Genomic DNA, 25,401 nt, shown 5'->3' with positions numbered 1-25,401 from the left:
ATAAATATTTAATATTATGAAATCATCAATTGGCTTTGATTTCAAATATTACGATTTATATGTTATTTATAGATGTATAAGTCGTATATAGTTGTTGAAAGTTAATTGTTGTATTGTTAAATAAAAGTTAAAATAATTTTTTATTTTATATTTTTTGAATTCAGCCAGTCCTGATAAGCTTTTGCATTAATCGCATGCTCTTCAGCGCTTGCCGTAAACTTGTGATAGCCAAATCTGGCAGGATCAGCACACATAAATATATAATTGTTGTTTTCTGCATTCAAAACCGCATCTACAGAGCTTTTATCGACCACGCAGATAGGCCCCGGAGGAATTCCGGCGTTAGCATATGTATTGTATGGTGATGGTGTGGACAAATGTTTATAGAGTACCCTTTTGATAGGTTCCTTAAAATTGGTCTGCTTGTTAATTGCATAGATTACCGTAGGGTCAGACTGAAGTTTCATGCCTTTTCTGTAGCGGTTCAGATATAATCCTGCGATGGTTTTCATTTCATCCTTTTTTCCTCCTGATTCCTTATAAACAATAGAGGCCAGTGCATAGATCTGATCTCTTGTCAGACCAGACTGCTGTTCCTTATTTTTTCTTTCGCCTGTCCAGAATTCATTGTACTGTTCATCAAATTTTTTGAAAAATTCTCTCGGGCTTACAGTCCAGAAAAAATTATAGGTATCAATGAAAAAATATTTTTTTAAATCCTCTGCATTTTTGTACCCTTTTTCTGCTGCTACCTGATTCAGGTCGTTTACAAAATGTAAAGAGTCCAGCTCCGTTTTTTTGGTTACTTTTCCTATCATTTGGTACATATCACCAAAATCACCGATTCTGAAACTGTTTTCCGACTGATTCCCGGCCTTGATCATATTCACCAGATTCGTATTTCCTGCTCCTGACTGGAAATGATAGCGGCCCGGCTTGAAAAATTTATCAAGATTTTTATCCCTGGCAACCGCTTCAAAAGCTTCCTTATCTTTTACATATGGACCCACTGAATCAAGAATCTGTCTGAAATCCGCTTTATGTGGAATCAGAACATATCCGTCTTTTTCTACGTTGTTTCCATAATATTTATTATAAAATCTCAAACCAAAAAATCCTGCCGCTCCAACAATAATGAGAGCGATAATGAGAACAGTTTTTTTCATTATTAAAAATTTGATTAAAAAGTTTAGTTTTTAAATAAGATCTGTTTTACCTCTAAAAACTTGCTTTGCGGGACCTTCAAGCCAAATGTTTTGGAAAGAATTTCCGTTTTTTACAGCATGCACTTTAAGATTTCCACCTAAAGTTTTAACTTTTACAGAGATTAGATTATTTTTTTGCAAAAAAGTTAAAGCAGAAGCCGTAACTCCTGTTCCGCAGCTGTAAGTTTCGTCCTCAACGCCTCGTTCATAGGTTCTTACGAAAATTTCATCATCCGTAATTTTTTCTACAAAATTCACATTGATGCCTTTTTCTTTATAATTTTCGGAATTTCTGATGCCGTTCCCTTCCGCAAAAACATTGTAAGTCACAAGATCTTCCACATATTTTACATAATGAGGGGATCCTGTATCCATCACAGTATCTTCACCATCGCGGGAGATGGTATCCACATCAATCATCTTTAATTTGATGATACCGTTATGGATTTCTGCTTCGTGTTCACCATCTGTAGCAATGAATTTGCATTTATCTTCAAAAATATCCAGAAAGAAAGCAAACGCTACCAGGCATCTTCCGCCGTTTCCGCACATGGTGCTTTCTCCGCCGTCAGAATTATAATATACCATCTTAAAATCATAAGCATCATCATTTTCCAGAAGGATAAGCCCGTCGCCACCAATTCCAAAGCGTCTGTCACATAATTTTTCAATAATATCTTTCTCCTTAGGGAACTGCAGATCCCGGTTGTCAATCATTACAAAATCATTTCCGGTCCCTTGATATTTATAAAATTCCATATTTTTAGTCTAAAATTAACGAGCAAAATTAACATATTTAAAATGAAAAACGAACAGTGTTAGCTGTCCGTTTTCTTATTTATAATCGTTTTATCTAAATCCGCCTCCGCTTGACTGCTGTCTTGTAGAACTGCTGTTCTGCTGAGTATTGGTTGGAGAACTTGTACTTCCTCTGAACCCGCCATTGGATGATTCCGCAGGTCTGGTGCTGTTTTGGTTTTGATTATACTGTTGTGTATTTCTGAAACCACCACTGCTTTGGTTATTCTGGGTTCCCTGAGTATTCTGATAACTGCCACTTTGATTTCTGAAGCCTCCGTTGTTCTGGTTGCTCTGTGGTCTTTGGCTGTTATTGTAATTGGTGTTATTCGAATTTCTGAATCCGTTATTACTGCTGTTGTTTCTTGTGCTGGTTCCTCTGTTGTTATTGAAACCGCCATTATTATAATTGCCTCCGTTGTTGTTATTGGTACGCGTATTCTGGAATCCGTTATTAGGTCTCTGTGAAGTTACCGTCGTTCTTCTTTCAACATATACTTTTCTTCGGCTGTCTCCTGAATTATAATAGTAATAAGGAACACCGTTGTCATAATAGTAATTGACATCGTTCCTGTAATAATAGCCGTCATTTCCATAATAACCGCCGTTTCCGTAATATCCGGAAGGTGCATAGTAATATCCGTTATTATAATACGGATCTCCGTAGCCACCGTTGTTGGCATATCCGTCACTATATGCCAGACATGATGTTAAACTGCTGATAGCTACGATACTGAATGCTATTTTAAATAAATTTTTCATGACTTTATTGTACTTTTTTCTTTTAAACTTTTTTTCCAATTGAGGTATCCTAGGATAGCCATTATAGTAAATACCAAATATTGAACCGAAGTGATACCGAGTTCCTTAAAAATCATCATAGGGATACAAATAAAATCTCCGATGATCCAGAAAATCCAGTTCTCAATGCGCTGTTTGGCCATAAACCACATACCCACTAAAAATATAGAAGTTGTAATGACATCCAGCCAATTGGCCCAGTCCAGGTGATATAAACCTAAATTAACACCTTCCATAGAAAATGTATTGTCAATATAAGGCTTATAATAATAAATAAAGGTAACGAGTGCCATGCTTAAAATAAAAAGCATCCCTGCGAATATTCTTTCCTTATTTGTTGCCCAGCTTACCTCCACATGAACGTGGTCTTCAGAATTTTTTGACCATAAGATCCAGCCGTAAATACTCATTGCCGTATAATATACATTAATCATGCAATCTCCGAGCAGGCCGAAATTAAAAAGAATGTAAACATAAATCAGCGTAGAAATGATACCTGTAGGGTATACCCAGATATTCTTTTTAATTGAAAAATACACGCTCAAAATTCCGAAAAATGCACCGGTAGCTTCCAGTAGAATTTGTATCCCGCTGTAGTTTTCATACGGCTTTACAAAAAGATCATATAAATTCATGCGATCAAAAATAAGCAAAAATTAGCACTTTTGAAAATAAATTAAATAATGTGTAAATCAGTTTTTTAAATATATTTGTTTAAAATAAATCACGAAAGTTTATTAATAAACGTTAAGGTTTGTAAAATTTTTATATTTTCGTAAATCTTTAATTAAATAAAAAAACATGTCTAAAATTTGGGTTAAGAAGCCAATGAGCGCTTATGAAGCTGATATCAAAAAGAGTCAGCTGAAACGCGTTCTGGGAAAATGGAGCCTTACTGCTATCGGAATCGGAGCAATCATTGGAGGGGGAATTTTTGTACTTACAGGAACAGGTGCGTATTACAATGCAGGGCCTGCACTGGCACTTTCATTCGTAATTGCAGGGATCGCCTGCGTATTTGCAGCACTTTGTTATGCAGAATTTGCTTCCATACTTCCTGTAGAAGGTTCAGCTTATGCTTACGCTTATGGTACGGTAGGAGAAATTTTTGCATGGATCATAGGATGGGGGCTGATACTTGAATACGCTATGGGATCTATGACCGTCGCCGTATCCTGGTCAGGATATTTTGCCAAGCTCCTCAAAATGTTCGGGCTGCATCTTCCTGCTTATCTTACCTCAGATCCACAAACTTATATTGCAGCAGGAAACTCCGGGTTTTCTATGAATTTGCCTGCATTTTTGATTGTTTTCTTTGTGATTTCTATTCTGGTAAGAGGAACCAAAGGGGCTGCTAAAGCCAACAACTTTATTGTAATACTTAAAGTTTCTGCTATTATTTTTGTAATCGTTGCAGGAGCATTTATCATTTTAAATTCAGCTGAGCCTTTTAAAAACTGGGTGCCTTTTATTCCTGAGCCAACCACTATTACCGAAAACGGAGTCTCGCATTCCGCCTACGGTCTGGCAGGTGTGGTTGCAGGAGCATCAGCTATTTTCTTTGCGTATGTAGGTTTTGATGCCGTTTCCACACAGGCGGGAGAAGCTATTAACCCTAAAAAGGACGTACCGTTTGCGATCATCGCTTCACTGATTATCTGTACGCTTTTATATATCCTTGTTTCCTTGGTGTTAACAGGAATGATGCATTATACAGACTTTAATCCGTTAGGTAAATATCCGGATGCGATCAAAGCTCCTGTGGCATACGCATTTGATATTGCCGGATATGCATGGGCTGGTTACATTATTACCATTGCCGCTACAATAGGATTGATCTCTGTACTGATGGTAATGATCATGGGGCAGTCAAGAATTTTCCTTGGAATGTCTAAAGACGGATTGATCCCTGCTACTTTTTCAAAAGTAAATCCTAAAACTGGAGTACCTACAAAGAACCTTCTTATTTTAGGAGTGGTAATTGCCATTATTGCCTCTCTTACACCAATTAATGATCTAGCACATATGACCAGTTTCGGGACACTATTTGCATTTACAATGGTGTGTGTGGCCGTTTGGGTACTAAGAGTAAAAGAACCTAATTTACAGAGAAACTTTAAGGTTCCTGCTTTACCGCTTATTGCCTGTTTAGGTATCGCGATCAACGTTTATCTGATCTTTAACCTGAGCAAAGAAGCACAGATGTATTCTTTTGCATGGCTGATCATCGGATTCTTTGTTTATTTCCTGTACAGTAAAAAGCATTCTAAGCTTCAGAACGGAGGCTTTGGGGAAACTTTTAAAGCAGAACAGGAGCCTTTAGAAAAACCTGATATAGATTTATAAAAAATATCAACTTAAAATCCACAGAATTCTGTGGATTTTTTATTTTTGTTTCTATGAAAAAGCTTATACCATTTTTATTTTCCTTTTTAGGAATTTTTACATTTTCTCAGCAGATAGAAAGTTTTGAGACGATTCTTAACGATAAAATAAGCATCAGGGCTCTGGAAATTGATGGTGATAAAGTCTGGTACAGCGGAACAGGCTCAAAATTCGGATTTGTTGATCTTAAAAATAAAGAGAACAGAAAGCAGATTAATCTTTCCGATAAAAAGCTTCAGTTCAGAACCCTGGCACAGGATAAGAATTCTTTTTATACCATTAATATTGAAAGTCCAGCCTATTTTTTTAAGATCAGTAAAAAAGACCTGAAATCAGAAATTGTGTTTACAGATACAGTGAAAACTGCTTTTTATGACGCTCTGCATTTCGTGAATGACCAGCTGGCCTATACTTTCAGTGATGCAGATAAGGACAATATGTTGAAATTAGCTGTTTACAGAAAGGGAAAGTGGGAAATGTTCAAAAGTAATGTACAATTGAAAAGTGGTGAAGCTGCTTTTGCTGCCAGCAATACCAATATTGCTTCTTCCAAAAATTTCCTGTGGATTGCAACCGGCGGAAAAGCATCTAGGATCCTGAGAATGAATCTGAAAAAAGAAAATATTGAGATTTTCGAAACACCTTTCATCCAGGGAGAATCTTCCCAGGGAATGTATTCAATAGATTTTTATGATGATAAATTCGGTATTGCAGTAGGCGGAGACTATACCAAACAGGATGAAAATATCAATAATATTGCCACCACCAATGATGGCGGGAAAACCTGGCAGATACAGGCTTCCGGAAAGAATCCGGGCCAGACGTCCTGCGTAAAAATTAAACCGGGATCAAAAGGAAAAGAAATCATTGTTGTAGGCGATAAGCATATCAGCTATTCTTCAGATTTCGGAAAAACCTGGAAGAAAATTTCTGATGAGAAAGGATTTTTCGTCTGCAGATGGATAAATGCGAACACGGTAGTCTTTGCCGGAAAAGAAAGAATTTCAGTCATGAAATTAAAATTTTAAATCTTAGGGATAGAATTTATCATTATTAGAAGGATTCCAGCAACGATCATATTTAGACTCATTATAAAATACGGCCTAATATATTTCATAGTTTAAAATTCATTCGTAATGGTTAATTTTGCAGGATGAAATTTATTTTATGTTAAATTTCATAATTCGATAATATTTTAAATTTTGAAATGAATTCTTTAATAGATAAGTATAATATTCCCGGACCGCGCTACACGTCTTATCCTACTGTTCCTTATTGGGACGAATCTACATTTTCTCCTGAAAAGTGGAGGGAGAGTGTGATCAGGTCATTTCATGAGAGTAATGCAGAGGAGGGAATTTCTATTTATATTCACCTGCCTTTCTGCGAGGCATTGTGTACGTTCTGTGCCTGCCACAAGCGCATCACAAAACAGCACAGCGTTGAAATTCCTTATCTGGAAAGTGTTTTAAAGGAATGGAAGCTTTATCTGGAGCTTTTTGAAGAAAGACCCAAGCTGAAAGAACTTCACCTGGGAGGAGGTACTCCTACATTTTTTTCGCCAACAAATTTAAAAACATTATTACAGGGTATCTTTGAAACCGTAGAAATAGCGGAACATCCTGAGTTTTCTTTTGAAGGGCATCCGAATAATACAACAAGGGATCACCTTCAGACTTTATACGACCTTGGCTTCAGGAGAGTAAGTTTTGGAGTTCAGGATTATGATCCTAAAGTTCAGAAGGCGATCAACAGAGTACAGCCGTTCGAAAATGTAAAAAATGTAACGGAGTGGGCTAAGGAGATCGGTTACAGAGGAATCAGTCATGATCTGGTTTTCGGACTTCCGCACCAGAGTTGGGAGGCTATGGAGCATACGATCAGAAAAACAATGGAACTGAAGCCGGACAGGCTTGCATTCTATTCTTATGCACATGTTCCATGGGTAAAAGGAGTAGGACAGAGAGGTTTTGATGAAAATGATCTTCCAACGGGTGAAGAAAAACGCCGTTTATATGAAGACGGTAAAAAGCTGCTTGAGAAATTAGGATATATAGAAGTGGGCATGGACCATTTTTCTCTTGAGCATGATGACCTGTACCAATCCCTGATTCATAAAAAACTTCACAGAAACTTTATGGGTTATACTTCAAGCAAGACCCAACTGATGGTAGGTCTTGGTATGTCTGCCATTTCAGATTCCTGGTATGCTTTTGCGCAGAATGTAAAAACGGTGGAAGAGTACCAGAAGATTATTGAAGAAGGTAAAATTCCTGTGGTAAAAGGTCATATTCTGGACCAGGAAGATCTTACGGTAAGAAGACACATTTTGAATCTGATGTGCCAGCTTGAAACAACATTTACGGATAAAAATTCTTTCCCGGAACTTGAAAATGCATTTGAGATGCTGGAAGAGATGCAAAAAGATGAATTGGTGGAAATTTATGATAACCAAATCAGGATTACAGAAAAAGGAAGAGCATTTACGAGAAATGTAGCCATGGTTTTTGACCTCAGGATGATGAGGAATAAACCTGAAACGAGAATTTTCTCTATGACGATATAAAAGGAAAAATGCTGTCTAAAAAAGTTAAACTAGTTTTGAATTGTAAACATTGAAATTGTATAAATTGCAATGTTAATTATATAATATCACAATTATAGAATTATATAATTTTACAAAGAATCAAAAGCTAAATAAAATGCAAAAAAAAACTTTAAAACTAAAAAAGAAAACTATTTCAAGTCTTGATCAAACTTTAGCATCAAAAATTAAAGGTGGAGAATTGGGCATAGACAATGGACTTTGGACTGGAGGATGTACAGATGGCTGTGGTGGATTACAGAGCATTCTTAATTGTACTAATGCAGACTGTACAACAAACTGTACTAATGGAGTTACCACAAATAATACCAGTACAGCCAAATGTTATTAATACAGTTGTAAAATTCAAATAATAACTAGAGTCGGGATAATTATTCCGACTTTTTCATTGCAATATTTTAATAATTTAAATAATGTACAAAGATATATTGACTGAAATAGTTGACCTTTTAGAAAATAAACAAGATTTACTGCAAAATGACTATGGACTTTTGTCAGGATTAACAGGAAAAGCAATATTAATAAATGATTATAAAAAACTTTATCCTGAAAGTAAGATAGAAGTTGAAGCTTATATAGAGGATATTTTTACTTCAATTGAAAACTATGATTCTATTTCTACTTATTGTGCTGGAATATCTGGAGCATGTCTTGGTATTGGTTATTTGAATAAAAGTAATTTTGAAGACGATGGGATCTTTGATTTTATTTCGGATGAAGTTGAAGAATTTATAGACTTAAGCTACGTAAACTATATAAAGGATGATAATATCGATTTTTTACATGGATCAGTAGGAATCGCTTTTTATTACTTAGAAAGACTAAATGAAGATAAGGATGAAGAAAAATATAAAAATAATATTGAAATATTGTTATCTCATTTGAAGAAAACAGGTATTTGGAATGATAATATATTAAGATGGAAAGAAAGTACAAATATTTCACTATCTCATGGAATGGCAAGTATCATTATTCTATTATGCAACCTAATTCGGCAGGATATTGATTTTAATACAGATATCTTGCCTATTTTAAAAGGTGCTGTGAATTATATTCTATCACAGGAAATAGATTATTCTCAGCATGGTTCTTTTTTTCCGAACAAATCAAGTTCTTATGAAATTGGGAGAAGTCGATTAGCATGGTGCTATGGCGATCTTGGCATTGCTTTATGTTTGTTGAATGCTTCGGAAGTATTAAATGATGATTTAATCAAAAAAAAAGCATTACAAATAATAAATTATGCATCTAACAGAAGAGATTTAGAAGAAAATTTTATTATGGATGCTAGTCTTTGTCATGGTACCTCTGGGATAGCAATGTTTTTTTATAGATTAGCTCTTAAAATGAAAGACGATCATTATCTAAACACTGCAAAATATTGGCTAGATAAAACAATAGAATTATACCGAGAAAAAAAAGTGTTTTATTTGGTAAACGAAAATCGATATGATCATGAGAGGCTAAGCTTATTGGAAGGGAAAATAGGCATAGCATTGGCAATTTTAACTATTCATTTTAATATACAATCTGAATGGCAAAAATTTTTACTGATTTAAATATGGACAAAAAATATAAAAACTTCAATAAATTTCTATTAAGAACACCTGCCTTAGGATTTAATATAGATGAGATAAGTAAAGTGGAATTTGAAAATAATTTATTTTTCAAAGAAGCTATATTTAATAGTTCAATTGAATTATATAATGAGATGGAAAAATACATTGAGAATTTTATTATCAATGAAAAGGAAAAAGAAAAAATATTTAATTCTTTATTTAAATACTGGAGAAGAATAAGAACAAGAACAACTCCATACGGCTTATTTTCTGGTATTACAGCTGGTTTCATTACATCAGAAGTATCTGAAGTTATCTTTAATAATAAAATCAATAGATTTATTAGACTAGATATGGAAATTATTTGTTCCATCATAGAAAAGTTAGAAAAGATTGTAAAGGATAATATCTTTTACTTTCCAAATGATACTCTATATAATGTGCTTAATGAGGCTAGATATTATGAAGCAAAGTTTAGTGAAAATAAACACTTTAAATATTCAATCTCATCAGTATACAATACTTCTATTTTAAAAAAAGTTATAAAGTATGCACAAAAGGGAGCTAAAATTAAGAGTATAATTTCATTTGTAACGGAAATGGAGAATGAAATATCAAATCAGGAAGCAGAAGATTTTATTTTCGAATTGATAGATTCTAAAATTCTTATAAGTGAAATCACACCTTCTATTACAAATGGAAATCCATTAAATTATTTAATTGATATCTTGATTCAACGAAATGTACAACCTGATATTGTCTCTCTATTAATTAATATAAAAAGTATAATTGAAGGCTATGATCCTTTAAATCCAAAAATTAGTTATAATTCAGTGACACATATACTTGATAAAATTGAGATAAATTACAGTAAGAAAAATATTTTCCAAATTGATTTATATAAAGGATCAAGTGTTTCAAATTTGAATAAAGAGATATGTGATGATATATTATCTGCAATTTTATTCTTAACGAAATTAAATCATGGCAATAATAAAAATGAAAATTTAGAATTATTTAAAAAAGTTTTTACTGAAAAATTTGAGGGTAGGGAAGTTGATTTTCTTTTTGCTTGTGATGCAGATGTTGGTGTTGGATACCCGGTAAGTTATAATGGAGAGCCATATGTAAATGATTTGACTAAAGGATTAAGGTTGCCATTAAAAAATACACAAGATGATGCTGGCCTAAATCTGAATAATAAACAAAAATTGTTATTTGAGAAAATAATAGAAACATTACGATTAGGTAAAAATGAAATAATACTAACTGATAAGGATGTTGAAAATAAAAACTTACATGATTTGTATCCTACATTTTACTGTAGTTTTGAAATAGTTGGTTATGAAGAAAATCAACATATTTTAAAATTAAATTCAGCAGGAGGAAATTCAGGTGCTAATTTGTTGGCAAGGTTCTCTCATATGAGTTCTGATATAGACGATTTTATAAGAGAAATTACAAAAAAGGAACAGGAATTAGTTGCTCTGCCCATCTTGGAAATTGTACATATTCCTAATCCAAGAATAGGAAATGTCATTATTAGACCTCAAATGAGAGACTATGAATTAACAATTCTTACCAATTCTTCCTCATCGTGTAAAAGCATACCTGTTTCTGATTTAACTATATCAATTGTTGAAGGAAAAATTGTTTTAAAATCTAAAACACTTAATAGTGAAGTCAAAATTGCGCATACTAATGCATTAAATCATTCAATGTCCAATATTCCAGCTTTTGGGCTATTATGCGATATACAAAATGACAATGAAAATTTATTAGGAGTATCGCTTACTCCTAATAAGAGTTTAAAGTATATTCCCAGAGTTAAATACAAAAATGTAATCCTAAGTCCCGCAACTTGGTTTTTTGAAAAAAAAGAAATTGAGAATAATATTTTTAGGAATAATTTAGAGAGCATAAATATTTGGAGAAAAAAATATAAGATACCACAATTTGTGGTCTTTTGTGAGTCAGATAATGAATTGTTTATAGATTTATTAAATGAGATTAGTATAATGTCACTATTTGAAATAATAAAAAAAAATAAATTTATAACTTTAAAAGAATTCTTATTTGATTCAAACTATTCTATAGCAAGAGACTTGCAAAATAATGTTTATACAAATGAATTTATAGTTTCTTTTTTTAAAAATGAATTATGAAAGGAAAATACGTGCCTGGTTCAGAATGGATATATTTAAAGTTTTATATGAGTAGATCCTTTTCAGATAAAATTTTAACGGATGACATATTTAAAATTATTAAATATGTTGAAAAAGAGAACTATATAGAAAAGTTTTTTTTTATTAGATATTCTGACCCATATTATCATATTAGATTAAGAATTAAGCTGAAAAATGTCAATTCAATAAATCTTATTTTGAATTTATTTCAAAGTAGATTAAAGAAGTATATTGAAAATGATATTATTTGGAAAATTCAGATGGATACATATGAACAAGAGCTTGAACGCTATAACGAAAAATTAATGGATATTACGGAATCGCTCTTCTATATTGATAGTGAATATTGTATTAAGATGTTAAAGATTATCAATAAAAGTGAAATAGAAGACTATAAATGGAAAATTTCGTTGATAAGTGTAGATTCTTATCTTAGTTTTTTTTGTGAAAGTCCTGAAGATAAGTTAAAGATTATAAGTAGCATGAGCGAGTCTTTTAGATATGAGTTTGGCTACAATATAAACAATTCAAAAATACTTAATGAATTGTATAGGGATAAAAGGAAATTTGTAGAGGATATTATTGATGAATCAAAGCGATTATTGAATGATGATCCAATAATGAAGAAATTAATAATTCTATTAAAGAAAAGAGATTCAGAACTAAAAAAAACTATTGAGATTTTAAAAAATATTTGTTTAAAAGAAGAAATTAATTTTGAAAAGTATATTTTTAGTTATATACATATGAATATTAATAGAATGATTCCTACAAATAATAGAGCACATGAACTACTATTATATGATTATGTTAGGCGTTTTTATGAAAGTAAAATTGCTAAAAATAAATACATGATATTGTCATCAGATAAAGTGTAAAGCTCTAATGGTCAGGTTTAATTCCCGACAGTTAGGGCTCAAAAATAATTTCAGTTATTGATCTTGAATTTATAAACCTCCCTAGAATGTAGTTATTAGGGCCTTTCAAAACAAAATTTTTATTTAAATGAATACATTAAGGGAGGCTACATTACTATTATTTAATAATCAACTTCTGACTGTAAGATTTCACATCTCCCGATTTGATGATCAGGTAGTAAGCTCCTGCAGGAATTCCTGTAATATCCACACTGCCGTCATTTTCAATTTTTGCTTTTTCCAGAACTATTTTTCCTTCTGTACTGATAAGATCTGCAGTGCTGTTCAGATCTTCCAGACCTTCAATGAAAACCTTTTCGGAAGCGGGATTGGGATGAATGTACAAAGAATTGAGACGGTCTGTTTCATTGGTTGCCAGCGCGCCTGTTGTGATTTTAAATACCTTCCCGCTGTTTACCGCCGCGACAAACAATTCTTTCTGGGAATTCTGTCCGAAAGTAGAAAAATTGTTTCCTGAACTTGGAGAATTCCACACAATAGAATTATCCGGATTCAGAATTCCGATCTGTTCTGAACAGTAATCTGCAAAGAAATATTTCCCCTGAAGAGAAGGGTACTGGCTTCCCCGGTAAACATATCCGCCGGTTATGGAGCATTTTCCTCCGGAATGATCATAAACGGCAACCGGAAATGTCATTGTGGACATAGGGGCACATCCTGCTGTATTGTACGCATTATTACCCTCATAACATCGCCATCCGTAATTGATTCCGGCTTGGGTGGCAGGCATTCTGTTGATCTCTTCAATGGCTCCCTGGCCTACATCAGCAATGATTACATTCCCTGTATTGGTGTCAAATGAAAATTTCCATGCATTTCTAAGTCCATAGGCCCAGATCTCATCAGCTCCGGTCACTGAAGTTCCTGCAAAAGGATTTCCGGGTGGAATATTATACGGTCCTGTAGCATTCACATCTATCCTTAACATCTTTCCCAAGAGTGAATTTATGTTTTGGGAATTGTTGTTGGGGTCTCCGCCGCTTCCGCCATCTCCTGTAACGATCCAAAGATTTCCGTCAGGACCGAAATGAATACTTCCGCCGTTATGATTGTCAAACGGTTTTGGAATATTCAGAAGGATCTTTTCGGAAGCTGGATCTGCAACGTCAGGGTTGGTAGAACTTACAGAATATCTTGCTACAATGATATTTCCGGCGGTATTGTTGTAATACACAAAGAAATACCCGTTGGTTGAATACTGAGGATGAAAGGCAAGACCAAGAAGGCCTCTTTCCCCTCCATAAAGAACTTTGGAGCTGATATTCATAAAATCGGCACTGTTGATTGTTCCGTTGGGCTGAATGATCTTAATGATTCCGTTCTGCTGTACGACGAAGAGACGGGTGTCATTGGCGTTCGTAATTTCAACCGGACTGGTGAGCCCGGACGCAAATTCTACTAAATTAATGCTTTGAGAATTAACGATTAAAGAAGAAAAAACGCCCAGGGTAAAAAATAGTTTTTTCATAATATTTTGATATTTAGTGTATTGATAAATGAATGAAAATTTTATACCAATCGGAATTTGAAAATTTCATTACGATAAGGAAGAAAAATTATTAAATCTTAAATAGAAGTTAAAACCCCGATATATCTGAAAATAAACCGTTTCTGCTGTTAAAAAATTCATAAAATAATAATAAAATCATTATATTTGCCGACTTAATTTAACGTAGTTATAACAAAATGCAAGGAAAAGGACTTATTACAATTGTTGCTATTGTACTAGGGTTAATTTGCTTAAATGAGCTATTACCAACTTGGTACGCCAGCAAAATTGAAAGGCAGGCGACTGCTGTTGCAGGAGACAATCCGGAAAAGTATCAGAAAGAAATTACAAGACTTTCTAAAGATACTTTGAACCTGGGATTCACAAAACTTTATTACACTAAAGCCAAAGACAAGGAAATGAAACTTGGTCTTGACTTGAAAGGTGGGATCAACGTTCTTTTGGAAATCAACCAAAGAGATCTGGTAAATGATTTAACGAATTATTCTACCAATCCTGTTCTTATTGAGGCTTTGAATAAAACGGATGAAGTTCAGAAGAATTCTACAAAATCTTACATCGATAATTTTTTCGATCAGTTTGAAGCGATCAACAGAGCAAAAGGGACGAACCTTAAGCTGGCTGATCCTGAACTTTTCGGGAATACCAATTTATCGGAGATCAAGTACAATACGACTGATGATCAGGTAAAAAGTATCATCAAAAGAAGAATTGATCTTTCTGTAGGTACTGCTTTCGAAGTAATCAGAACCAGAATCGATAAAATGGGTGCGGTGCAGCCAAACGTTCAGAGAGTACCGGGTACGGCAAGAATTTCTGTTGAAATGCCTGGTATGAAAGATATCGACAAGGTGAAGAAAATGCTTCAGACTTCAGCAAAACTTCAGTTCTGGGAAGTACAGCAGGTTCCTGAAATAGCGCCATATTTCCAGACATTGACTACAATGGTGGGTATAAAAGGTGATTCTATGGGAGTTGCGAAGAATATCAACTTCATGAGTCTTTTAAACCTTGACAAATTAAGATCAAACGGTGTTGCAAGCGTAAAACTTTCAGATACTGCTGCTGTAAACAAAATTTTGAACAGCAAAGTAGGTCAGTCATTACGTCCGGCTAACATTAAATATACACAGTTCATGTGGGGTTACAAGCCTGAAGCTACAGATGCTGAAAGTTTGGTATTGTATGCGATCAGAGGTAACATCAACCAAAAAGCTCCGGTAGACGGCGCTGTTGAAACGGCAAGCATTGGCTATGATGAGCTGAGCAGAGTGGTAGTAGACATGCAGATGGACTCCAAAGGAGCTAAAGAATGGAAAACATTAACTGAGAAGAACGTAGGTAGGCCGGTAGCGGTAACCTTGGATGGCAGAGTATATACTGCGCCAAACGTTGTGAACGCCATTCCTAACGGTAGAACCCAGATCTCTGGTAATTTCTCTCAGGAGGAAGCTAAAGAACTGGTAGACGTTTTAGGAGCAGGTAAATTACCGGCGGGAGCAAAAGTAGTTCAGGCTACAGTTGTAGGACCTTCATTAGGACAGGAGTCTATTAATGCAGGGGTTATCTCATTTGCTATCGCATTCCTTATTATTATTGTTTATATCATCTTCTATTATGGTGGTGCAGGTGTGTATGCTGTAATTGCAATGATCATCAACTTATTCTATATTTTCGGAATTATGGATTCCGGAGACTTTACACTGACGCTTCCTGGTATCGCGGGTATCGTTCTTACGATGGCAATGGCGGTCGATACGAACGTAATTATCTACGAAAGAACCAAAGAAGAATTATTTGCAGGAAAGAGCATTCTGGAAGCTTATAAAGACGGTTTCAAACATGCACTAAGTGCGATCGTAGATGGTCACTTAACGACATTATTGACGGCTGGTGTACTTTTCTTATTCGGAACAGGACCTATCAAAGGATTTGCTCTGACTTTAGGAATTGGTATTTTAATGACATTCTTTACTTCTGTATTGCTTTCCAGAGTAATGATCTTCACAAGATTGAATAAAGGAAAACATCTTTCTGTCTGGACTCCTCCGACGAAGAATCTATTCAGAAATACCTGGATCGATTTTATCGGGAAGAGAAAATACGCATACATTATTTCCGGTATTCTGACAGTAATTTGTGTTATATCCATCGCAATGAACGGATTCAAATACGGAATCGACTTTACAGGAGGTAGAAATTATGTGGTAAGATTTGATAAAGCTGTTAATGCTGAAGATATTGAGCAGAATCTGGTAAAAGTATTCAAAACTGAAGATGGTAAAAATTCTTCTGTTGAAGCTAAAACTTTCGGTAATGACAGACAGTTGAAAATTTCAACAGATTATCTTATTGAAGATGAATCTTTAAAAGCTGACCAGACTATAGAGCAGAAATTATACGAAGGATTAAAGGCTAGCTTACCTGCCAGCATGACATTGAATGATTTCAAATCTGCAGATAAGGAACATGCAGGAATTATCTCTTCTGAAAAAGTAGGTCCTACGGTAGCAGATGATATTCAGACTCACGGTATGCTTGCTGTAGCAGCAGCTTTGGCGGGTATCTTCATCTATATTTTATTTAGATTTAGAAAATGGCAATTCTCATTGGGTGCTGTAGTAGCTTTGTTCCATGATGCGATAATTATTTTGGGAGCGTATTCATTGCTTCATAAATTTATGCCGTTCAACATGGAGATCAACCAGGATTTTGTTGCAGCAATTCTTACGGTATTAGGATACTCTATCAATGATACCGTTATTATCTTCGATAGAATCAGAGAGTATTTAAGAGAGAAGAAAGCTTTAACACTGGCAGGATTATTTGATGATTCCATCTCCAGTACATTGGGTAGAACATTCAACACATCATTTACAACGATCCTTGTGATCCTGGCGATCTTCATCTTTGGTGGAGATAACCTGAGAGGATTTATGTTTGCCATGTTGATCGGTATCGGATTTGGTACCTATTCATCTATCTTTATTGCATCGGCTATCGCTTACGATTTCCTTAAAAAAGGGAAAGAAGAAGAGGTACACGGTAAGACAACAAGTACCAAAGAAGTACTTGCTTCAAAGTAATATCAACTACAATAAATAAGTAAAGGCCGTTTCGAAAGAAGCGGCCTTTTTTATATAGGGGAACGATTTGTGGGTGGCGGGGTTTTGGAGTATGAGAGTAAGAGAGTATGAGGAGTTCCGGTTAGCAGATTTAAGATTCAGGCCTGGTGTTAAAAAAAATAATATTTAAAATTAAAAGTTTGAATTTATATTTGCCAGTCTAACATCTAAAATCTGGTGTCTGTTATCTCGGTTCTTGGTTCTTGGTTCTTGGTTCTTGGCTCTTGGCTCTTGACTCTTGACTCTTGGTTCTCAACTCTCTTCCAAAACCACAATTTAGAATGATTATATTTTCGGATTTGATTAATTTTGCAGCATTATGGAAAACTCAAGGAAAAAAGCAGCCATCGGCTTTATATTTATTACTTTATTGATTGACATTACCGGATGGGGAATCATTATCCCCGTTGTTCCCAAATTAATTGAGGAGCTTATTCATGCCGACATCAGTGAAGCTGCAAAATATGGCGGCTGGCTTGGTTTTGCCTATGCATTTACCCAGTTTATCTTTTCACCGGTGGTAGGAAACCTGAGTGATAAATACGGGAGAAGGCCTATTATTCTGATTTCCCTCTTTGGATTTGCTGTAGATTATATTTTTCTTGCCCTTGCACCCACGATCTGGTGGCTTTTCCTGGGCCGGATTATTGCAGGGATTACAGGTGCCAGTGTAACAACGGCCAGTGCTTATATTGCTGATATTTCTACAGATGAAGACAGGGCTAAGAATTTCGGTCTTATCGGGGCTGCATTCGGTCTTGGATTTATCATCGGACCTGTATTGGGAGGGGTTCTGGGGCACTATGGTGCAAGAGTGCCTTTTTATGCAGCAGCAGGTTTATGCCTTTTGAATTTCCTTTACGGTTATTTCGTTCTTCCTGAAAGCTTAGATAAAGATAAAAGAAGAGAATTCGACTGGAAACGAGCAAATCCTGTGGGTTCATTTAAGTTTCTGGGGAAACACCCGGAAATTTCAGGGTTGATATTTGCCCTTATTTTAATCTATATTGCAGGACATGCGGTACAGAGTAACTGGAGCTTTTTCACCATGTATAAATTTAACTGGACAGAAAGAATGGTTGGAATTTCATTAGGAGTTGTAGGCCTTTTAGTAGGTTTAGTTCAGGGAATTCTGATACGTTGGACAACTCCTAAGCTGGGAGATGAAAAAAGTATTTATTACGGATTGGCTTTGTATGCATTAGGAATGCTATTATTTGCCTTTGCTACAGAAGGCTGGATGATGTTTGCGTTTTTGGTTCCTTACTGTTTGGGAGGAATCTGTGGACCGGCATTGCAGTCAGTAATTACGAAAAGTGTACCTTCCAACGAGCAGGGAGAGCTTCAGGGAGCATTAACCAGCTTGATGAGCGCTACTTCTATCATAGGACCGCCGTTGATGACCAACCTGTTTTACTTCTTTACTCATGACGAAGCTCCGTTTGAATTTTCGGGAGCACCATTCTTCCTGGCATTTATTTTAATGGCGATAAGCGTGGTAATGACCTATTTTGCATTTCAGAAAAAAGATAAAAAACTGATCAAAAAGCTGTAAACAATACTTACGAATATTTAGCAGAGAAATAAATAGGGAAGCGTTGAAGCTTCCCTATTTTTATTGAAATATAATAAGGTGTCAGAATTTTACGGATAAAGTGATTTTGTTCCATTACTTACGATATTGCTTCCCAGCCCCGAAAATGATACGGAAAAATTGCTGCTGTTAAAGCTTAAAGATCCCGTAGGAGTACATAATCCAAGCGCATATCTGCACTGCCCGTAAGCTCCTGTTTTCTTTGTGATTTTGCTTTCGCTTTTTGCTTTGCCCAAACTGATATTTCCCCAGTCGCTTACATCAACATTTGAAACCGTAGATCCGGAATAATAAATAGTAATCTTGTATCCGATTTCCCCTCTTTTCGAGCCCCAAAGCCATTTGGCTGTCCACCATTCCTTGAACCATTTTGAGGATACCTTTGCCTGAGCATCAACAGGAGAAGCTTCAGCATTTCCTCTTGTTTCCATCATGACAAGTCCGGCAAATACATTATCCCAGATAATTCCTGATTCATTGTAAAAACATAACGATGTAAACTGTTCACCTTTATAGTTCCACGAAATTTCAAGAACATCGGTACCGGTTTTGATCTGCTCAGAAGCTGCTTCTTTAAGTCCTTTTTGAGCTTCTGCCAATTGATCTCCGGAGAACAACATTCCTATTTTTCCTACTTTTACGGTTTCCGGAGCAAGAATGTTTCCTTCCGCGGTAAATTGCTCTCTGTCCGAAATTAAATCCCGGGAGATTTCAATACCTTTCTGTGTCGAAAGCTTTCCTAACACATTGATCTCTGTAATCTGAAGTTCGTTTTTAAGATACTGTTCAAGGTTTTTCTTAGAATCACTGATCTGGATCTGAACGTTTTCCGGAACGGTCTGTAGTCCCGGACTCATTTCCTTTTTAAGATCAGCAGCTGATGCCTTAGTGACAGTTGTTTCCTGCATTGTTTCGATGTTTTCATCCTGACAGGCAGTAAGCGTTAATACTGATATGACAGCAAAAAGCTTAAAAGTAGTTACTAGTTTTTTCATAATAAAATATTAATGGATTTGTGTAATAAATATAAGAAAATTAATATTAAATCTCATTTTGTTGAATTAATTATTTATTAACTGGAAGTTGTGGAATGTTTAATACCGAAGTGTGAATAATCAATTGTGAATTTTGCTTCGTAAGTCAAACCTTAAGCATCAAAATTAACAATCTATGAGCGTATAACTAAAACTCTCAAACACGTCCTCCCGTATCCCGTACCGAAACAAAACCTCTCAAATCTTAAAATTTGTTTAAAATTTTAGTTTCCTGTAAATAAATGTATAAACTTTCGTAATTTTACCACATGGAATTAAGCATTGGAGAAATGGCACTGATCGCAGTGGCGATTGTTGTTTTATTCGGTCCGGATAAACTTCCTCAGATAGCGCGTGACCTTGGGGCAGGCGTTAGAAAGATGCGTGGTGCAGTGGAAGACATTAAAACTGAGATCATGAAGGAAACAGATAACCCTGTTTCTGAGATCAAGCGAGAAATTGAGAAGGTAAAAGATGCGGCAAAAGATTTCAACCCCATGAAGAACATTGAAAAAGATATCGTAACAGAACCTTCTGCTACTAATGAACCTCCAAAACTAAAGCCTGCCGACGACGAAACCTACGAAGGGCCGGTAAGCAGATAATTCATGGAGGAAATTATTCAGGAAGACAAAAAGGTTTTTTTATACCTTAATAATTTGGGCGACACTTCCTTCGACCAGTTTTGGATGCTCATTTCCAGTACATGGATCTGGGTACCGCTTTACATCATATTTCTTTACTTTTTATACAAGAATTATAAGTTAAAATCCCTAATTTTTATCCTTATATTTCTAGCACTTGGAGCTACCGTTTCTGACCAGTTGGCAAGTGTTTTCAAATATGGAGTGGCCAGGCTCCGGCCCTGTCATGATCCCAGTTTAGAACATTATATGAGGATTGTGAAGTGCGGCGGGCAGTACGGGTTTTATTCTGCCCATGCCTCCAATACCTTCTTCCTGGCAGCTTATTTAAGTATTTTATTGAAAAAGAAGCTCAATTGGTTTCCATATGCTATATTTGTATGGGCTGTGGTAGTTTCTTACAGCCGGATATATTTAGGAGTGCATTTCCCGATAGATATTTTGGTAGGGGCGTTTGTTGGATCTTTATTGGGAGTGATATTTGGAGTGCTCGCCAAAAAAGTCATCAACAAACAAAATATAGCTTCATGAAAAAATCTTTATTACTGACAGCATTTATATGCTCTTCATTCGGTCTTTATGCACAGGATAAAACTAAAGCGGAAGAATGCTTTAAAAAAGCCGATTACAAATGTGCAGAAGAACAATACAGCAAACTCGCGGAAAAAGAGCAAATCCAGAAATTTCAGTCCGAATATTACAATAATCTCGGGACAGCCCAAAGAAGGCTGGGAAAGTCTGCATTAGCTTTAAAATCGTATGAATCTGCTTTAAAAGCAAATCCTTTATCGGCCCCGGTATATGCCAATCTGGCATCACTGAACAGTCAGAAAGGGAATAAGGCCAAAGCATTGGAATACATTTCCACAGGCCTCAAAATCGATGCTGAAAATCCTGAATTTTACCTTACCCGCTCCAAGATCTACGACAGCCAGGGGAAAAAAGATCTTGCCCTGAATGATCTTAAACAGATCCTGAGCTTTGCTCCGGATAACATATTTGCCAAAACAGGATTGGCCAACCTGAAGAAAAACAACGGCGACCTGGATGGTGCCTTAAAAGATTACAACCAGCTGATCTCTGAAAAACCTGAATCACTGCTGTATAATGGCAGGGCAGATGTTTATTTCAAAATGAAAAAGTCTAAAGAAGCCCTTACCGATGTTAATAAAGCTATTTCCATAGATCCGAAATTTTCTCATTCTTATGTAACCAAAGCAATGGTTCTATTTGATACGGCAAAGCCAAAGGAAGCCTGTGAAAATCTGGATAAAGCAGTAAGCCTGGGTTATGAAAAAGCGATCTTGGCGGATTATTATGCTAAATGTGTGAAAAAATAAATTTATACTACCGCTTGATTACGGGCGCGGCATGAAATGCCGCGCCCGTAATCAAGCGGTATCAGACAAAATACGTCATAAATAAAGAAATAAATGCTAAACATTGTTCTTGTAGAACCCGAAATACCTAATAACACAGGGAATATCGGAAGGCTATGTGTGGGTACAGAAAGTAAGCTTCACCTCGTTCATCCGTTTGGATTTGTAATCAATGATAAAAACCTCAAACGTTCAGGCTTGGATTATTGGGTGCATCTTGATGTTACTGAATATGCCAATATAGAAGAGTGGATGAAGAATATCCCAGATCCTTCCCGTGTTTTTTTAATGAGCTCCCATGCTGAAAAATCATATCTGGAAAATGATTTCCAGGATGGTGACTGGCTGGTTTTTGGTAAGGAGAGTGTGGGTTTGAGTAAGGAAGTCTTGGAGCAGTTCGAAAATCATTTGACAATTCCTATGTCAAAATTGATCAGAAGTTTCAATATTGCCAATTCCGTTGCTTTTGTAATTGGTGAAGCCAAAAGGCAGATCAATTTACAAGTTAAATAAAGCAGGATCTTTTCTTAAATACATGATTTTTAATCATTATGATATGGTTTCCCCTGTAAAATCTGATCAGCCCGGTAAAACTGTTCAACAATAAACAGACGGATCATCTGGTGGGTAAAAGTCATTTTTGATAAAGACATCTTTTCATTGGCCCGGCTATAGATCTCCTCTGAAAAACCATAGGCACCTCCGATGAGGATATGAACTTTTTTTACCGAAGAATTCATCCAGGTATCAATTCTCTGTGAGAATTCACGGCTGGTAAACTGCTTGCCTTTCTCGTCAAGGAGTACAACAAGATCATTTTTATCAATATAATTTAAGAAAAGCTTAGATTCTTCCTTTTTCAAAAGTTCAGGCGAGAGGTTTTTAGCGTTTTTTACATCCGGAATTTCTGTGATTTCAAAATTCCAGTGCTTGGGAAGACGGGTAAGGTAGTAACTGATCAGGGAAGTGATCTCCTTGTCATCTGTTTTACCGATACAAAGTAAGCTGATTCGCATGTATAGAGGATTTCAAAGCACAAAGATACCATTTTTTAATACTAAAAAAGAGGAGACACAATTCAGAAACTATAAAGTATTCAATGTACAGCATTGATGATTTAATCTTCAATAATACCATATTCCCGAATTATAAACGTATTCTATAGTCAACAGTGTTAATATGGCGGTTAATACTTAAAATAAGTGCTAAAATCTATATTGAACAGATTAATAGCTTTTATTGATATCTGTTACTTTTCAGATAATATTTTCTTTCCTGAGATGAAGGGAGAATAGCTATTTTATACCATTGATGCAGACCAATCAGTTTCAGCTTTATAGCAGGATAAAGAAAATGTTTATATTTGTATATAAGACTTATTTGAAACAGCAGTGTTTCTCTTTTATGAGATAACCCAAGCTGTTATAGTAAGAGAAAATGCACCAAATAGATGAGTATAAAAGTTCCTAAATTTATCTTGAAGATTCAAGAGTTTTTTGACGGTATACATATTCCTGTTTTGGGAATATCACTCTGGCAGATGTTCCAGATCTATATTTCCGGAATTTTCAAAGGGAATATCGGAAGAAAGGCGGCCGCCATTTCCTGGAGCTTTACCATCAGTTTGTTTCCTTTTCTGCTCTTCCTGCTTTCCGTTTTGCCGTACATGCCGCATTATGACAAGCTTCAGTTTTATATTTTTGAAGTTCTGATGCATAACGTTTTTCCTTCTAATATGGAAGGCGATGTAAGGGGATATATTGAAACCAATATCATCCCGAATATGAAAGGCATCAGTAATCTAACCATTGTTTTGGCATTGGTTTTTGCCACCAACGGAACCTTTTCGCTTATCAACGGATTCAATGAAAATTCAGACGAAAAGCTCACTGACGTCAAAGAGTTTATTCTTTCTTTCTTTATCACAATAGGCTTTATTACCATTGTCTTTCTGGCACTTTTCGGGGTGTATTATGTAGAGGTTGTAATGAAACTCTTTACACCTGCTTACGATATTTCCTGGCTTGTGAATAACCTTTCCAAGATCATTGGATTTGTATCTTTTCCGCTGTTTTACTTCATCCTTTTAACACTTTTTTACTGGCTGGGAACGGTAAAGATTGCCAGATTCAGACAGGCGGTACCGGGCGCTATTTTAACGACGGTCCTGTTTGTTCTCACTACCTTTATCTTCGCGATCTATGTGAAAGATATTGCCAGATATAATGTCCTTTACGGTTCCATCGGAAGTATGATTCTGCTGATGGTTTGGGTGAATGTGAATGTATATCTCCTGCTGTTCGGAAACGAGCTTAATATGGCCCTAAGAAAACTCAGGATTGAAAAGCTGCTGTCTGATGAGATCAAAAGAGAAGCGGCCCACTATCGTGCATCCGTTACAGAACCTAATCTGGAAAGTGATGAAGAGCACAAAATAAAGCTGGAAGAGAAAAAAGATTAATTTTCAACAGCGTTCCTGTCTTTTTTAGAACTCATACTTAATATCACAAACCCTAAAACTGCCGCTAAGAAAGAAGCGATCAGGATAGCAAATTTAGCTTCATCCTGAATAGGAATATCATCTTTAAAGGAAAGAAGTGCAATAAAAATGGACATGGTAAAACCTATTCCTGCGAGTAAACCAACACCCATCATCTGTAGCCATGTACTGTTTTGTGGCAGTTCGCTGAGCTTTAATTTAATGGCAATAAAAGAAAACACGTTGATCCCGATCAGTTTTCCTAAAATCAGTCCGCAGATAATCCCTAAACCTAATGTACTTGTCACTCCCGTTACCATTTCGCTGGTAAAAGTGATGTTGGTATTCGTTAAGGCAAATATCGGCATGATCAGAAAGCTTACCGGAAAATGAAGCTGATGCTCCAGCTTTTCAAGGGGTGAAATTTCTACATCAGATACATTCGTAGGAATGGAAAAAGCAAGCAGAACTCCGGCTATTGTTGCATGAATTCCGGAATGGTGCAGGAAATACCATAAAAATAATCCCGGAATAATATAAAAAATAATGCGGGTAACTTTCAAAAAGTTTAACAGAAACAGCAGTGCTGCTGTTCCAAACGAAAGCAGGAGATAGGTCCAGTGGATTTGTTCAGTATAAAAAATAGCAATTACCAGAATGGCACCCAGATCATCTACAATCGCCAGTGCTGCAAGGAATATTTTAATAGAGTTGGGAATCTTTTTGCCCAGCATTGAAATGATAGCCAGTGAAAAGGCAATATCCGTAGCCATAGGAATTCCCCATCCGCTGCCATATTCTGTTCCGGCATTGAAGAAGGTATAGATAGCAGCAGGAACCAGCATTCCTCCAACTGCAGCAAAAATGGGCAATGAGGCATTTTTAAAGGAAGAAAGTTCACCTTCCACCATTTCCCGTTTGATCTCGAGTCCTACAAGTAAAAAGAAAACGGCCATCAGTCCGTCATTGATCCATATGCTCACAGGATAGGTAAGGTGAAAAAGGCTGGTGCCCACTTCTTTATCCAGAAAATTCTGAAATCCTTCACCCGCAGACGAATTGGCGATCAATAATGAGGCAAGCACACAGAAAATAAGTATAATTCCCGATGACTGATTGCTGCTGAAAAATTTTTTAAAATATAAAGATAAATTCATGT

Annotated in this window: 22 protein-coding genes; 14 read left to right on the top strand and 8 right to left on the bottom strand. The window is 35.7% G+C overall.

The genetic code is table 11. The features are described 5' to 3' along the window. Nucleotides 1-140 precede the first annotated feature (140 nt). From mltG to pnuC, 4 genes are all read right to left on the bottom strand, one after another. Nucleotides 141-1,166, bottom strand: a complete 1,026-nt coding sequence (mltG, locus tag AC4IFE_RS12960; protein WP_490757599.1) for an endolytic transglycosylase MltG — start codon at nt 1,164-1,166, stop codon at nt 141-143. 30 nt (nt 1,167-1,196) lie between these two features. After that, nucleotides 1,197-1,964 (bottom strand): diaminopimelate epimerase, encoded by a 768-nt coding sequence (dapF, locus tag AC4IFE_RS12955; protein ID WP_490757598.1) that lies wholly within the window; start codon nt 1,962-1,964, stop codon nt 1,197-1,199. A 90-nt stretch (nt 1,965-2,054) separates the two neighbouring features. Next, entirely contained in the window at nt 2,055-2,765 is a 711-nt protein-coding gene (locus AC4IFE_RS12950) for a hypothetical protein (RefSeq protein ID WP_490757597.1), read from the bottom strand. Then, nucleotides 2,762-3,439, bottom strand: a complete 678-nt coding sequence (gene pnuC, locus AC4IFE_RS12945) for a nicotinamide riboside transporter PnuC (RefSeq protein WP_490757596.1) — start codon at nt 3,437-3,439, stop codon at nt 2,762-2,764. Before pnuC ends, AC4IFE_RS12950 begins: the two co-directional genes overlap by 4 nt. Before the next feature lie 166 nt (nt 3,440-3,605). On the opposite strand from pnuC, the gene AC4IFE_RS12940 reads away from it, so the two are divergent. The 7 genes from AC4IFE_RS12940 (at nt 3,606) to AC4IFE_RS12910 (ending at nt 12,417) form a co-directional block, all read left to right on the top strand. Further along, a complete protein-coding gene (locus tag AC4IFE_RS12940) occupies nt 3,606-5,150 on the top strand; it encodes an APC family permease (RefSeq protein WP_490757595.1) in 1,545 nt (514 codons plus the stop codon). Between the two features lie 53 nt (nt 5,151-5,203). Further along, the gene (locus AC4IFE_RS12935; protein ID WP_490757594.1) at nt 5,204-6,217 is read left to right on the top strand and encodes a WD40/YVTN/BNR-like repeat-containing protein; all 1,014 of its coding nucleotides are present in this window, start codon (nt 5,204-5,206) and stop codon (nt 6,215-6,217) included. A gap of 179 nt (nt 6,218-6,396) precedes the next feature. Then, nucleotides 6,397-7,755: an oxygen-independent coproporphyrinogen III oxidase gene (gene hemN / locus AC4IFE_RS12930; protein WP_490757593.1), complete on the top strand. Its 1,359-nt coding sequence runs from the start codon at nt 6,397-6,399 to the stop codon at nt 7,753-7,755. Between the two features lie 136 nt (nt 7,756-7,891). Next, nucleotides 7,892-8,125, top strand: a complete 234-nt coding sequence (locus AC4IFE_RS12925) for a hypothetical protein (protein WP_490757592.1) — start codon at nt 7,892-7,894, stop codon at nt 8,123-8,125. An 82-nt stretch (nt 8,126-8,207) separates the two neighbouring features. Then, nucleotides 8,208-9,353: a lanthionine synthetase LanC family protein gene (locus AC4IFE_RS12920; RefSeq protein ID WP_490757591.1), complete on the top strand. Its 1,146-nt coding sequence runs from the start codon at nt 8,208-8,210 to the stop codon at nt 9,351-9,353. Next, nucleotides 9,329-11,518 (top strand): lantibiotic dehydratase family protein, encoded by a 2,190-nt coding sequence (locus AC4IFE_RS12915; RefSeq protein ID WP_490757590.1) that lies wholly within the window; start codon nt 9,329-9,331, stop codon nt 11,516-11,518. Before AC4IFE_RS12920 ends, AC4IFE_RS12915 begins: the two co-directional genes overlap by 25 nt. Next, nucleotides 11,515-12,417: a thiopeptide-type bacteriocin biosynthesis protein gene (locus tag AC4IFE_RS12910; RefSeq protein WP_490757589.1), complete on the top strand. Its 903-nt coding sequence runs from the start codon at nt 11,515-11,517 to the stop codon at nt 12,415-12,417. The genes AC4IFE_RS12915 and AC4IFE_RS12910 overlap by 4 nt, the downstream gene beginning before the upstream one ends. A 157-nt stretch (nt 12,418-12,574) precedes the next feature. Here AC4IFE_RS12910 and AC4IFE_RS12905 read toward each other — a convergent pair whose 3' ends face one another. Continuing rightward, on the bottom strand, nt 12,575-13,945 hold the full coding sequence (locus AC4IFE_RS12905; RefSeq protein ID WP_490757588.1) for a PQQ-dependent sugar dehydrogenase: 1,371 nt from the start codon (nt 13,943-13,945) through the stop codon (nt 12,575-12,577). Between the two features lie 218 nt (nt 13,946-14,163). On the opposite strand from AC4IFE_RS12905, the gene secD reads away from it, so the two are divergent. Together secD and AC4IFE_RS12895 are read left to right on the top strand one after the other, a co-directional pair. Then, nucleotides 14,164-17,073 carry a protein translocase subunit SecD gene (secD, locus tag AC4IFE_RS12900; RefSeq protein ID WP_490757587.1) on the top strand — a complete coding sequence of 970 codons (2,910 nt, stop codon included), beginning with the start codon at nt 14,164-14,166 and terminating at the stop codon, nt 17,071-17,073. A gap of 358 nt (nt 17,074-17,431) precedes the next feature. After that, a complete protein-coding gene (locus tag AC4IFE_RS12895) occupies nt 17,432-18,667 on the top strand; it encodes a TCR/Tet family MFS transporter (protein WP_490757586.1) in 1,236 nt (411 codons plus the stop codon). An 89-nt stretch (nt 18,668-18,756) separates the two neighbouring features. On the opposite strand, the gene AC4IFE_RS12890 is transcribed toward AC4IFE_RS12895, so the two are convergent. Beyond that, a complete protein-coding gene (locus AC4IFE_RS12890) occupies nt 18,757-19,701 on the bottom strand; it encodes a hypothetical protein (RefSeq protein WP_490757585.1) in 945 nt (314 codons plus the stop codon). 308 nt (nt 19,702-20,009) lie between these two features. Between AC4IFE_RS12890 and AC4IFE_RS12885 the strand changes: the two genes are divergently transcribed. The 4 genes from AC4IFE_RS12885 to AC4IFE_RS12870 all read left to right on the top strand — a co-directional run bounded on the left by AC4IFE_RS12885 (nt 20,010) and on the right by AC4IFE_RS12870 (nt 22,276). Then, the gene (locus AC4IFE_RS12885) at nt 20,010-20,345 is read left to right on the top strand and encodes a Sec-independent protein translocase subunit TatA/TatB (RefSeq protein WP_490757584.1); all 336 of its coding nucleotides are present in this window, start codon (nt 20,010-20,012) and stop codon (nt 20,343-20,345) included. Nucleotides 20,346-20,348: 3 nt separating this feature from the next. After that, nucleotides 20,349-20,915: a phosphatase PAP2 family protein gene (locus tag AC4IFE_RS12880; RefSeq protein ID WP_490757583.1), complete on the top strand. Its 567-nt coding sequence runs from the start codon at nt 20,349-20,351 to the stop codon at nt 20,913-20,915. Further along, complete coding sequence (locus tag AC4IFE_RS12875; RefSeq protein ID WP_490757582.1) at nt 20,912-21,724, top strand: tetratricopeptide repeat protein; 813 nt, start codon at nt 20,912-20,914, stop codon at nt 21,722-21,724. Before AC4IFE_RS12880 ends, AC4IFE_RS12875 begins: the two co-directional genes overlap by 4 nt. 93 nt (nt 21,725-21,817) lie before the next feature. After that, entirely contained in the window at nt 21,818-22,276 is a 459-nt protein-coding gene (locus AC4IFE_RS12870; RefSeq protein ID WP_490757581.1) for a tRNA (cytidine(34)-2'-O)-methyltransferase, read from the top strand. A gap of 29 nt (nt 22,277-22,305) precedes the next feature. Here AC4IFE_RS12870 and AC4IFE_RS12865 read toward each other — a convergent pair whose 3' ends face one another. Beyond that, nucleotides 22,306-22,779, bottom strand: coding sequence for a 23S rRNA (pseudouridine(1915)-N(3))-methyltransferase RlmH (locus tag AC4IFE_RS12865; RefSeq protein WP_490757580.1), 474 nt, complete (start codon nt 22,777-22,779; stop codon nt 22,306-22,308). A 434-nt stretch (nt 22,780-23,213) separates the two neighbouring features. Between AC4IFE_RS12865 and AC4IFE_RS12860 the strand changes: the two genes are divergently transcribed. Next, nucleotides 23,214-24,224, top strand: a complete 1,011-nt coding sequence (locus AC4IFE_RS12860) for a YihY/virulence factor BrkB family protein (protein WP_490757579.1) — start codon at nt 23,214-23,216, stop codon at nt 24,222-24,224. Here AC4IFE_RS12860 and nhaA read toward each other — a convergent pair. Next, nucleotides 24,221-25,399 carry a Na+/H+ antiporter NhaA gene (gene nhaA, locus AC4IFE_RS12855; RefSeq protein ID WP_490757578.1) on the bottom strand — a complete coding sequence of 393 codons (1,179 nt, stop codon included), beginning with the start codon at nt 25,397-25,399 and terminating at the stop codon, nt 24,221-24,223. The two genes, AC4IFE_RS12860 and nhaA, sit on opposite strands and share 4 nt — an antisense overlap. Nucleotides 25,400-25,401: the final 2 nt, after the last annotated feature.

Source organism: Chryseobacterium sp. UF-81, assembly GCF_058245105.1.
This window is presented reverse-complemented; position numbering and strand designations above follow the sequence as displayed.

What these genes read in the sequence shown, in the direction of transcription:
- secD (WP_490757587.1), top strand. Translation starts at nt 14,164, where the DNA reads ATGCAAGGAAAAGGACTTATTACAATTGTTGCTATTGTACTAGGGTTA.
- AC4IFE_RS12865 (WP_490757580.1), bottom strand. Translation starts at nt 22,779, where the DNA reads ATGCGAATCAGCTTACTTTGTATCGGTAAAACAGATGACAAGGAGATC.
- AC4IFE_RS12935 (WP_490757594.1), top strand. Translation starts at nt 5,204, where the DNA reads ATGAAAAAGCTTATACCATTTTTATTTTCCTTTTTAGGAATTTTTACA.
- AC4IFE_RS12920 (WP_490757591.1), top strand. Translation starts at nt 8,208, where the DNA reads ATGTACAAAGATATATTGACTGAAATAGTTGACCTTTTAGAAAATAAA.
- AC4IFE_RS12910 (WP_490757589.1), top strand. Translation starts at nt 11,515, where the DNA reads ATGAAAGGAAAATACGTGCCTGGTTCAGAATGGATATATTTAAAGTTT.
- hemN (WP_490757593.1), top strand. Translation starts at nt 6,397, where the DNA reads ATGAATTCTTTAATAGATAAGTATAATATTCCCGGACCGCGCTACACG.
- nhaA (WP_490757578.1), bottom strand. Translation starts at nt 25,399, where the DNA reads ATGAATTTATCTTTATATTTTAAAAAATTTTTCAGCAGCAATCAGTCA.
- AC4IFE_RS12875 (WP_490757582.1), top strand. Translation starts at nt 20,912, where the DNA reads ATGAAAAAATCTTTATTACTGACAGCATTTATATGCTCTTCATTCGGT.
- AC4IFE_RS12870 (WP_490757581.1), top strand. Translation starts at nt 21,818, where the DNA reads ATGCTAAACATTGTTCTTGTAGAACCCGAAATACCTAATAACACAGGG.
- AC4IFE_RS12860 (WP_490757579.1), top strand. Translation starts at nt 23,214, where the DNA reads ATGAGTATAAAAGTTCCTAAATTTATCTTGAAGATTCAAGAGTTTTTT.
- dapF (WP_490757598.1), bottom strand. Translation starts at nt 1,964, where the DNA reads ATGGAATTTTATAAATATCAAGGGACCGGAAATGATTTTGTAATGATT.
- AC4IFE_RS12890 (WP_490757585.1), bottom strand. Translation starts at nt 19,701, where the DNA reads ATGAAAAAACTAGTAACTACTTTTAAGCTTTTTGCTGTCATATCAGTA.
- AC4IFE_RS12895 (WP_490757586.1), top strand. Translation starts at nt 17,432, where the DNA reads ATGGAAAACTCAAGGAAAAAAGCAGCCATCGGCTTTATATTTATTACT.
- AC4IFE_RS12950 (WP_490757597.1), bottom strand. Translation starts at nt 2,765, where the DNA reads ATGAAAAATTTATTTAAAATAGCATTCAGTATCGTAGCTATCAGCAGT.
- AC4IFE_RS12940 (WP_490757595.1), top strand. Translation starts at nt 3,606, where the DNA reads ATGTCTAAAATTTGGGTTAAGAAGCCAATGAGCGCTTATGAAGCTGAT.
- AC4IFE_RS12925 (WP_490757592.1), top strand. Translation starts at nt 7,892, where the DNA reads ATGCAAAAAAAAACTTTAAAACTAAAAAAGAAAACTATTTCAAGTCTT.
- AC4IFE_RS12905 (WP_490757588.1), bottom strand. Translation starts at nt 13,945, where the DNA reads ATGAAAAAACTATTTTTTACCCTGGGCGTTTTTTCTTCTTTAATCGTT.
- AC4IFE_RS12885 (WP_490757584.1), top strand. Translation starts at nt 20,010, where the DNA reads ATGGAATTAAGCATTGGAGAAATGGCACTGATCGCAGTGGCGATTGTT.
- AC4IFE_RS12915 (WP_490757590.1), top strand. Translation starts at nt 9,329, where the DNA reads ATGGCAAAAATTTTTACTGATTTAAATATGGACAAAAAATATAAAAAC.
- pnuC (WP_490757596.1), bottom strand. Translation starts at nt 3,439, where the DNA reads ATGAATTTATATGATCTTTTTGTAAAGCCGTATGAAAACTACAGCGGG.
- mltG (WP_490757599.1), bottom strand. Translation starts at nt 1,166, where the DNA reads ATGAAAAAAACTGTTCTCATTATCGCTCTCATTATTGTTGGAGCGGCA.
- AC4IFE_RS12880 (WP_490757583.1), top strand. Translation starts at nt 20,349, where the DNA reads ATGGAGGAAATTATTCAGGAAGACAAAAAGGTTTTTTTATACCTTAAT.